The following is a 9,512-nucleotide window of genomic DNA, read 5'->3' on the forward strand; positions in this document are numbered from 1 at the left end:
TCTACTGCCTTTTTAAGTTAAAGAGAAAACTGCGCCACAGCCTTCGCAGGCCATCGCGCAGCGATTTAGTTCAATTGTGGTTTGCCGAAGCAAAACAAATGCTTTACGAAAATACGGGATGGACAGAATATAAATGTTTGAATTGAACCTATAATTCAAATTGGAGGTAACTATTTTATGAAAGTAAACTGTGTCTGGGAACACAATGGCGATGACACAATCTTGTATTCGTCCAATTTTGTTGGGGCGTTCACAAGAGGCAAGTCTAGGAGCGAAGCAATTCAAAAAATGCCGTCTGAAATTATGTCTTACTTAAAGTGGAAAGGTGATCTGATTTCGGATATTCTGGAGTCTGAGATTATTCAGGAAAAAGCATCTGAACTTACCATTTCAGATGCAGACTCAGATGTACTTTTTGATGAAGAGAAGAAGCCGCTAAGATTGGCTGAATATGAAGCACTAAAAGCACTTGCTATGAAATCTGCCAATGATTTTTTGACGTTGTATCGGGCGATACCAAATAAAGATAAAAGTGTTTTGCCAGTTAGAACTACTTTTTACGGCGAAATTCCGCGTACGGCGCGGGAAATGTATGAGCATACGAAAAATGTTAATGCATATTACTTCAGAGAAATCGGGGTTCAGGCAGATAATAACGGAACTATTGAGGAATGTAGAAATCATGGATTTGAATTGCTAGAGCAGAAACAGAACTTTCTGGAAAATAAAGTTTATCTTGGGAGCTATGATGAAGAATGGTCATTGCGGAAGGTACTGCGGAGATTTATCTGGCATGACAGGATTCATGCGAAAGCAATGTATCGGATGGCACTAAAGACTTTTGGAAAAGATGCGGTTCCAAATGTTTTTTCTTTCTGTGTAGAGAAAGAGTAGAAAGTTCTTCGGAAGTTAAGGAGGTGCATATAGATGAAATTAGCAGATTTATCATCCGGTCCTGACTGGGTAGTATGGATTGTTTTTGTGATATTTGCTGTACTTTCTATAGTTTTAATTTCTGGACACGGGAGTTGGGTTATTTCCGGATATAATACAGCTTCAAAAACAGAAAAGGAAAAATATGATGAAAAGAAGTTATGCAGAACAATGGGAATTGGAATGTCTATTATATCAATTCTTATATTAATTATGGGGTTGTTTGAAAGTGTTCTGCCTGCATTTTTTGTATATATTGCAGTGGGAATTATTGTGGTTGATGTCGTGGTAATTATTATTTTAGGAAACACGCTATGCAGAAAATAATGATTTTTAGTTTATGGAATTGACAGAAAGGAGGTCGCTGTGATGTTTATATTTTTATGTATTTGTTCACTTTTAGTACCGTTATCTATGATTATATTAGGATATACGTGGAAGAATAAGCCTCCTAAAGATCGACAGGGAATGTCAGGATATCGAAGTACTATGTCAAGGATGAATGATGAAACATGGAAATATGCACACAGATGTTGGGGAGGGTTAAACTTTGTTTTAGGAATCATTCTGACGATATTATCGATTTTTATTTTGATTTTAATGAAAGACGACACAAACTTCGAAATGATTTCTGTGTATTTGGTGTTTTTACAACTGGGAATTATGGTACTCACAATTATTCCAACAGAATTTTTGCTGCATAAGCATTTTACAAAGCAAGGAGTGAAAAAATAGCTAATTTTTGTCTTGTGAAAATGTTTTGCCTGCATTTTTTGTATATATTGCATTGGGGATTATTTTGGTTAATGTGGTGGTAATCATCATTTTAGGAAACACGTTATGTAGAAAGTAATGATTTCCAGTTTGAAAAGCCATAGTTACTGTTCACTGGTAACATTCCGCGAGGTGTTTTTTGTGAACAAAGTTCACAGAAAACCCGAGAATTGCGGCGCGAAATCATGCGAATGCATGATTTCTGTGCATCGCGGAGCGGTTACTGGTCACGGAGTGAACAGTAACAAGCCATATTCAATCCTTGGAGTAGATTTAAACCTGTCCTTGTGATAGCTGTGGGAATCGAGTAAAATAAATTATATAAAAATTTGACGGGAGGTTTTTGTATGGGAAGTTATCTGAATCCGGGAAACAAAGGGTTTCAGGAAAGCCTGAATTCGAAAATTTATGTGGATAAAACCGGTTTGATTGAAAAAACAAATGTAGCTCTTAATACCCGTCAGAAATTTGTGTGTGTCAGCCGTCCGCGACGTTTTGGAAAATCGATGGCGGCGGATATGCTGGCCGCTTACTATGCTCGTGGAGAGGATTCGGCTGAATTATTTAAATCGCTCAAAATCAGAAAAGCAGAATCCTATGAAAAACATCGTAATCAGTATGATGTCATTAAAGTAAATATGCAGGAATTTCTAAGCATGACACACAGTATGGATGAAATGCTGTCCATGTTGCAGAAATATCTGATTTTTGACCTGATGGATCATTTTGAAACGGTTCGCTTTCGTGATGAACATAATCTGATTCAGGTGATGAAGGATATTTACAGTAAAACAAATCATTCCTTTATTATTTTGATTGATGAGTGGGACTGTCTGTTTCGGGAATATAAACAGGATAAAGAAGCACAGAAAGAATATTTGGATTTCCTTCGTGCATGGTTGAAAGATAAAGACTATGTTGCGTTGGCTTATATGACGGGAATTCTTCCAATCAAGAAATATGGATCTCATTCTGCGTTAAATATGTTTACCGAGTATTCCATGACCGATCCGGGTGATCTGGCGGAATATTTTGGTTTCACAGAGAAGGAAGTATTCGCTCTTTGTGAAAAATATGATATGAGTTTCGAAGAAGCAAAGATGTGGTACGATGGTTATCAGTTGATCGCGCATCGGCAGACAGGAAATGAAATATATTCCATGTACAGTCCAAAATCCGTTGTAGAGGCAATGCTGCGTCACAAATTTGGAACCTACTGGAACCAGACGGAAACATACGAGGCTTTGAAAATTTATATTCAAATGGATATGGATGGGCTGAAAGATTCTGTAGTTCGAATGCTTGCAGGCGATGCTGTTTCCATTCATATTGGAACATTCAGCAACGATATGATTACATTTGCAACGAAAGATGATGTATTGACTTTGCTGGTGCACCTTGGCTATCTGACGTATAACAGTACAGCTGAAACTGTGAGTATTCCCAATAAAGAAGTTTCACAGGAATATATTAATGCCCGGAGATATTTTCGATAATGCCACAGTTCTTGAAGGTCTGGGGAGATGAGAATCTTCCAGAGGTGAGGTAAACACAAGGGTGAAGACGTGTAAAAGTATCTTCACCCTTAATGTTTACGCTCTATTAGATTTGCGTGCGACTAATAAAAACCGATGGATTCGTCCTTCAACGCAGCCGTTTTGCTCTAAAATCTGTTGAGCATGCAGCAGGCTGTTTTTACAACGATCTACAGAGAAGTCAGGAAATTCCCACTCTATAATATGTGAAAACCAGACCAGTGCACCTATATCAAAAAACTTGATTGGGCGGAAACATTCCTGGGCGTCCAGAATATAGAAACCTGCATCATGAAATTGCTTGCAAACGATATCCAGGTACTGCTCTGGAAATGGAAGCTTGGTTTTTCCTAAGAGAAGCTCTACCAGTTCACGGTCATTTTCCGCGCCAACCTGTTCGGTGATAAAAATTCCTCCGCTTTTCAGAACGCGATGTATTTCTTCCGCATTAAAATCGCCGTGGCGATTGATCACAATGTCAAATTCAGAATCACCGAATGGCAGCGGATCCTTTCCGTCGCTTGCCTGAAAATCAATTCCCAGAGGAAGCAGAGTTTCCCTACATAGCTGGACATTGGGCAGATAAGCTTCGGTTGCACTTGTTTTTCCGTAAGGATGGTGGAGGGATAACAAAAACTCACCGCCGCCGGTATCGATATCCAGCAGTTTCATTTCCGGTTTTAAGTAATTCAGTATGATATGCCTATAATCCCAGGGCAAGTCCGTTTCTTCCGTATATCTTCCCTCAATGTGCGAGAAATCCCATCCATGGATATGTGCCACATGTTCTTCTGTTTTCCAAATATTTATCAATTCATGTTTATTCATTGTAACTACTCCTATCTTAATATAATTATTCTATACCTCAATGATAGGTGCAGCCAACTGACAACATCAAAAAATAACCTCGATACAACCTGTTGCCAGATTTACAACTGCACCGAGTAGTTACCTCGAATAAGTCTCATTGTATGAGTTCACCGCCTTTCGAATGATCTTGTATCAGCATATCACCTTTTTTAAAAAAAGAAAACTGAAAATAATAGAGGCAAAAATGCTGCACTATGTAGAATAAAAAAATTTTGACATTTTCACACATGCGTGCTAATATGATTATAGAAAAAGAGTGCTACCGATAGACGGTTAGTCCGATATATGTTTTGACAAAAATTGCCGCTTAGTTTACCAGACCAGGGCGGCTATTTTTGTGGTTTATTATTATCCTTGCCAAAGGTATATCCAAGACCAAAGCAGGTTAAGCCGAAGCTCATTACTGCTATAAAATCAACAATACTCATGGCTTAGCCCTCCTTTCCAGTGGATTCTCTTTCGAGTTTCTATGTAATCAGAGGGTCACAGTCCCTCTGCTGAAGGACTAACCGCCTACCGTTATGATAGCACCCATGTTTCGATTATAACAGTCAAAGTGGGAATCTGCAATCGGAAAGTTGATGACCCATAAAAATCTGACTGTGATACTATTTTGATACTAAAAAATGAAGAGAACAGAAATATAGCGTAGAAATCTTATAACACAGGACAATAAAGACACGAAAATCACAGAAAATAATGAGATTTTAAGAACCTCACAAACGTGAAGATGGACGTACTGTTGGATCAGGACGTGTTGCTACAGTTATCGAGTAATCACTGACTACAGATAATAATATAAATTTGGTATCGTAAGATGCCGTGTGTTCAAGCGTAAGATAAGGGATGTCGGGAAATAGACAGTCCCATTTTGCAGAAAGCCTTTTTCAAACATGCTCCAGGATGTTGAGAAAGCTGATAAAAACAACGGATACCTATATCCGTGGATATTATAGTTGAGAACTTTTGTACCTAACATTATAAAAATCAATTATGGAGGTAAATACCAAGATGAAACTTGATGATTTTACAGGAATGATGACAGGACATTTTGATAACAAGGAGCAGTTTGATAAGATGCAGGCGGAAGGGAAAACATATCCATATGCCGAGCATGTAAATACAATCTGTAATGACAAAATAAAAAATCTTCCAGAGGATTTCAATGGCAGATTTGTTGTTGAAGAAAGCTACTATGAAACGAATGGGAAACGTCATGCGTCACCACATCTTTTTCTTATTACAGAAACAGAACAGGGAATTTTACTTTCCTCTTATGAAATTCCAGAAGGAGAAGATAAGAAGACATTTTCATATGCTTCCATGAAGAAGGTTGATTACGCGGAACTGAAAAAATCCGAAAAATTTACTCCGGCACTTTACCATGAAAAGGACGGAATCTGGGAAGGCGGCAGCATAAGCCAGTTTTCGCCGGTAATGACATTTAAACTTTGGGAAAAGTTTTCCGATAGCTGCCTGGAAGTATCTGAAAGTATGGAAGTTAACGGAAAAAGGACTTTTGGATATGATGAACCAATCATTTATAAAAGGGTATAATCAAAGAGCGGCAGATAAAGAAATCATCCTGCGCTAGAGCGTGTTTGAAAAAGGCTTTCTGCAAGATGTACGTCACAATTTGTGGGAGATTTCGCCCGGATGAGGGCGCCGTAGCGGGCTACGGCAACCGAATTCGGGTGAAATATACCGCAAAGTGGGGCGTGCAAATTGCGGGAATGCTTTTTCAAACACGCTCTAATATAGCAGAAACTTAATTTTTGATGTACTGTACCGTGTAGGTGACGGATATGGGATTTGGGGTAAAATATGGTATGCTATAAAAAAATACAGAAATTAGTTTAATGGAGCTTCCTGTATAATAAAAAACGTAGATGTTGAAAATTGAAAATACCTCAGAGTACAATAAGACTACTGACTGGCAGGTTAGTAAAAATCTTATTGAACAGAGAGGTATCTACAATGAAGTCTAACACACAGAACGCAAAAATTGAAGCTATTACAGAAAAAACTTTGGTGCTCGGAATTGATGTCGGAAGTGAAACGCACTATGCCAGAGCTTTTGATTACAGAGGAATCGAGTATTCGAAGAAGCCATTTAAGTTTAGCAACACAGAGGCTGGATTTGTGACATTTAAGGAATGGATCCTGGACATCAAAGAAAGACATGAGAAGGATAAGGTGGTTCTAGGTATGGAACCGACCGGGCACTACTGGTTCAATCTTGGAAAGTTTCTACAGGATAATGAAATGAAACCGGTTCTTGTAAATCCTCACCATGTGAAAAAATCAAAAGAACTCGACGACAATAATCCAACTAAAAATGACCGTAAGGATCCGAAAGTTATAGCAGGATTAGTTAGAGAGGGACGTTACATGATCCCATACCTGCCGGATGGTGTTTACGCTGATCTTAGAACAGCATCAAACATAAGATTCCAGTTACAAGCGGAACTTACAAGAATTCAAAACAGGATCAGTCGTTGGTTCAATATATATTTTCCTGAATATAGAATGGTATACGGAAAGCCAGATGCCAAGAGCGGAATGCTACTCCTTAAAGCAGCACCACTCCCTGAAGATATCCTGACGTTAGGTATCGATGGAGTGAACCAGATCTGGCGTGATGCGAAGTTAAGAGCAGTTGGAAAAGCGAGGGCGAAGACCCTGATAGAAGCTGCAGAGCACAGTGTCGGAAGCAAAGAAGGAGCAGTAGCTGCAAGAATGGAAATCCGAATGCTTCTGGAGGACTATGAATCCAGAAGCATACGTCTTCAGGAAGTTATGACTCTGATTGAAGGGTTGGTAAAACAGATTCCGATGGCTGAGAAGCTGTTGGAGATCAAAGGTGTGGGAATCAGGACAGTGTCAGGGTTCCTTGCAGAAGTAGGTGATATTAGCCGCTTTAACAATCCGAAGGAACTGCAGAAGCTTGCAGGATTGGCATTGGTTGAAAATAGTTCGGGAAAGCACAAGGGCGAGACAACAATAAGCAGACGAGGTCGAAAGAGACTCAGATATCTGCTCTTTGAGGTTGCAATGTCGCTTGTAACGAAGAACCCGGAGTTCAGGGAACTCCATAATTATTATACAACCAGGAGGCTGAATCCCTTGAAGAAAATGCAGTCACTTATGGCGATTGCAGCCAAGCTGATACGAGTCTTTTATGTCATGCTGACTAAAGGTGTGAATTATGATCCGAAAAAGATGGTAAATGACATCAAGAGACCAGCAGTTTATCTACAGACTGCGTAAGAAAGACAAGTAACTATAGTGGAGGTTGTCACGTGGGCAGCCACTGAATCAAGCAGAATGTAACAGATAACGTCCACTGCTCACAGTGCTGGTACAGGAAGCAAGTCAGTAATCAACAATACAAAGAATGAGCCAGTAGTCGGCAGGAATTTTTACCATAGGGCATGACCCTGTAATGGAGCATAGCTGACACCCTGGTTATGGGCAGGCAGGACGAAGGAAGTTAGGACCTCTGGAGATAGAGATGATCCTGGTGGATATAGGAGGTTAGCTGCCATAGAGGGAAGGGTATACACAAGGCCAGTAAAGCGAAAATCAATGACGTTTTATTTCGTATACCATTCAACCGCTATTTCAGTACCTGATACATCGAAATGCTCATAGCTGTGGCTTATTCACTGAGATATGAAAGGTTGAAAAACCTTGAATTTTCAATAAAAAACACTTGATTATATGAGGAGAGTAAAAATAATATGGATAAAACAGATGAAGGTTTACTTGGAAATGAGAAAATCGAGGAAGCAATCGCGGCACTTCAGCAGCAGCCAACGCAGGAATTGCTGGCTCATGCACTGACTGTGGTACGAAGACGTATGCGTGAAAACGGTCAGGTAATCATCGCCGTAGAGCCAAACGCAGCAGCAGGACAGATGAAACTGCAGGCTGTGAAAACTTCCGACGGAAACAGCTGGTGGGCGGTTTTTACCAGTTTCGACGAAGAATTGAAAGGCGGCGGAAGTGTTATGTCAACCTTTATGACTGACATTGGAAAAGTGTTGGAGGCGGCATTGTCCGAGGAAGAAATCAACGGCGTGATCATCAATCCCTGGAACCGGACATTGATGCTGGACAAGACATTGATTCGGATCGTGCTTGGAGATGTGACACAGTAAGTTACTGAAAAATGCCAGGTAAGAAAATAAAAACGTTTCTTCTGTCCATTGGATAGATCGGAGCGCGAAAATTCTGCCTGGCAATTTTTTTATTGCTAAAATTATTGACAAACGATAATTCTAAGTTATAATTAAATTATAAATTATCGTTTTTCAATAATTTTTATAAACCAGTTAGAGAAATCCAGAGTAAAGGTTTAGAAAGTTTAATCCAGCACGATAGCGGATTTTCTCGTTATCAGCAAAAGGAGGTTCCCCATGAAAGAAAGACATTTATTTACCCTCTTATCTGTGGAAGCGGCCGCCTGCGTCCTGTTCTGTATTTTACAGCGCAGCTTATCCGGTCTGTTTTCCACCTTGATCGCATTCCCTTTTGAACAGATCGGAGCTGGCCTGCGGATCCTGTCACTGTCTGGAGCTGTAGGAAATGTGATCGCGATCATCTTATACATGCTGTTGGGGCTTATCCCTGCTGGAATTTGGGGATTCCTGCACTGGCGCAAGAAATCAGAACCCCTGGATTTCATGCTTCTGGCTATCAGCGCTCTTCTTTTTGCAACCCTATACTACATGATCAATCCGGGACTTTTGTCCATCGGAGTACCAGGCACCGGGAAATGGTCCCTGGGAAGTACCTTCTATTCCGTCCTTCTGGGTTACCTGCTTATTCGCATTTTGCTTCATTATAAGAATGCAGGAACGGAGAGACTGCAAAAGGGGCTTTGGTTCCTTCTTGGCGCTGTGAGCGTGGTATTGGTGTACGGCATCTTTGGACAGGAGCTGGGAGGGCTGCTTCAGAATCTGGAAACGGTACAGAAGGGAAATACAGGCATAGAGCTAAGCGATGGATTTTTTACTTTTTCCAACCTTACCCCTACCTATGTTTTCCTGTTCCTCCACTTTGCAGTCCGTATTCTGCCTTATGTACTGGATATTATAGTTGTTTTCCTGGCGAGAAGGCTTCTGGCTGCAATGAAGGAAGACCTGTATCAGGGAGAGAGTATAAAACTGGCGGAAAAACTTTCCCACTTTTGCGTGTGGACCTTAGCATCCACTATTGGGGTGGATGCGGTATTTAACCTACTACAGTTGCTTTTCCAGAGCAGACTTTACCAGCTTGAGTATGTGGTGTCAGTCCCGGTATTTTCCCTGGCCTTTGTGCTGGCGGTGCTGTTGTTTGCAAGGTATATAAGGGAAATGCAGAGGCTGAAAGAGGATAATGACCTGTTCATATAAG

10 protein-coding genes and 1 pseudogene are annotated in these 9,512 nt (G+C 40.3%); 9 read left to right on the plus strand and 2 right to left on the minus strand.

Annotated elements, in window-relative coordinates; genetic code table 11:
• The first annotated feature begins 177 nt into the window (after positions 1-177).
• From AB5642_RS17355 to AB5642_RS17370, 4 genes are all read left to right on the plus strand, one after another.
• Complete coding sequence (locus AB5642_RS17355; protein ID WP_173736097.1) at positions 178-894, plus strand: hypothetical protein; 717 nt, start codon at positions 178-180, stop codon at positions 892-894.
• Between the two features lie 33 nt (positions 895-927).
• A complete protein-coding gene (locus AB5642_RS17360) occupies positions 928-1,260 on the plus strand; it encodes a DUF3784 domain-containing protein (RefSeq protein WP_368366082.1) in 333 nt (110 codons plus the stop codon).
• Between the two features lie 42 nt (positions 1,261-1,302).
• Positions 1,303-1,668, plus strand: a complete 366-nt coding sequence (locus tag AB5642_RS17365; RefSeq protein WP_244095608.1) for an SdpI family protein — start codon at positions 1,303-1,305, stop codon at positions 1,666-1,668.
• A gap of 386 nt (positions 1,669-2,054) precedes the next feature.
• On the plus strand, positions 2,055-3,203 hold the full coding sequence (locus AB5642_RS17370) for an AAA family ATPase (protein WP_368371778.1): 1,149 nt from the start codon (positions 2,055-2,057) through the stop codon (positions 3,201-3,203).
• 96 nt (positions 3,204-3,299) lie between these two features.
• Here the strand turns inward: AB5642_RS17370 and AB5642_RS17375 are convergent, their stop codons facing one another.
• Positions 3,300-4,070 (minus strand): class I SAM-dependent methyltransferase, encoded by a 771-nt coding sequence (locus AB5642_RS17375; RefSeq protein ID WP_368371779.1) that lies wholly within the window; start codon positions 4,068-4,070, stop codon positions 3,300-3,302.
• A 1,053-nt stretch (positions 4,071-5,123) separates the two neighbouring features.
• Between AB5642_RS17375 and AB5642_RS17380 the strand changes: the two genes are divergently transcribed.
• Complete coding sequence (locus AB5642_RS17380; RefSeq protein ID WP_295310135.1) at positions 5,124-5,669, plus strand: hypothetical protein; 546 nt, start codon at positions 5,124-5,126, stop codon at positions 5,667-5,669.
• A gap of 23 nt (positions 5,670-5,692) precedes the next feature.
• Here AB5642_RS17380 and AB5642_RS17385 read toward each other — a convergent pair whose 3' ends face one another.
• Positions 5,693-5,815 carry a DUF6783 domain-containing protein gene (locus tag AB5642_RS17385; protein ID WP_368371786.1) on the minus strand — a complete coding sequence of 41 codons (123 nt, stop codon included), beginning with the start codon at positions 5,813-5,815 and terminating at the stop codon, positions 5,693-5,695.
• On the opposite strand from AB5642_RS17385, the pseudogene AB5642_RS17390 reads away from it, so the two are divergent.
• From AB5642_RS17390 to AB5642_RS17405, 4 genes and pseudogenes are all read left to right on the plus strand, one after another.
• Positions 5,774-5,884, plus strand: a pseudogene (locus AB5642_RS17390) (DUF6783 domain-containing protein); the annotation flags it as partial. The gene AB5642_RS17385 and the pseudogene AB5642_RS17390 overlap by 42 nt on opposite strands.
• 205 nt (positions 5,885-6,089) lie before the next feature.
• Entirely contained in the window at positions 6,090-7,382 is a 1,293-nt protein-coding gene (locus AB5642_RS17395; RefSeq protein WP_368371780.1) for an IS110 family transposase, read from the plus strand.
• A gap of 473 nt (positions 7,383-7,855) precedes the next feature.
• Positions 7,856-8,275, plus strand: a complete 420-nt coding sequence (locus AB5642_RS17400) for an SseB family protein (RefSeq protein WP_368371781.1) — start codon at positions 7,856-7,858, stop codon at positions 8,273-8,275.
• Positions 8,276-8,533: 258 nt separating this feature from the next.
• On the plus strand, positions 8,534-9,511 hold the full coding sequence (locus tag AB5642_RS17405; protein ID WP_368371782.1) for a hypothetical protein: 978 nt from the start codon (positions 8,534-8,536) through the stop codon (positions 9,509-9,511).
• The last annotated feature ends 1 nt before the right edge of the window (position 9,512 follow it).

It is taken from the genome of Ruminococcus sp. 1001136sp1_2201st1_G3_2201SCRN_220225 (genome assembly GCF_040924365.1).
GTDB lineage: Bacteria > Bacillota > Clostridia > Lachnospirales > Lachnospiraceae > Blautia_A > Blautia_A faecis.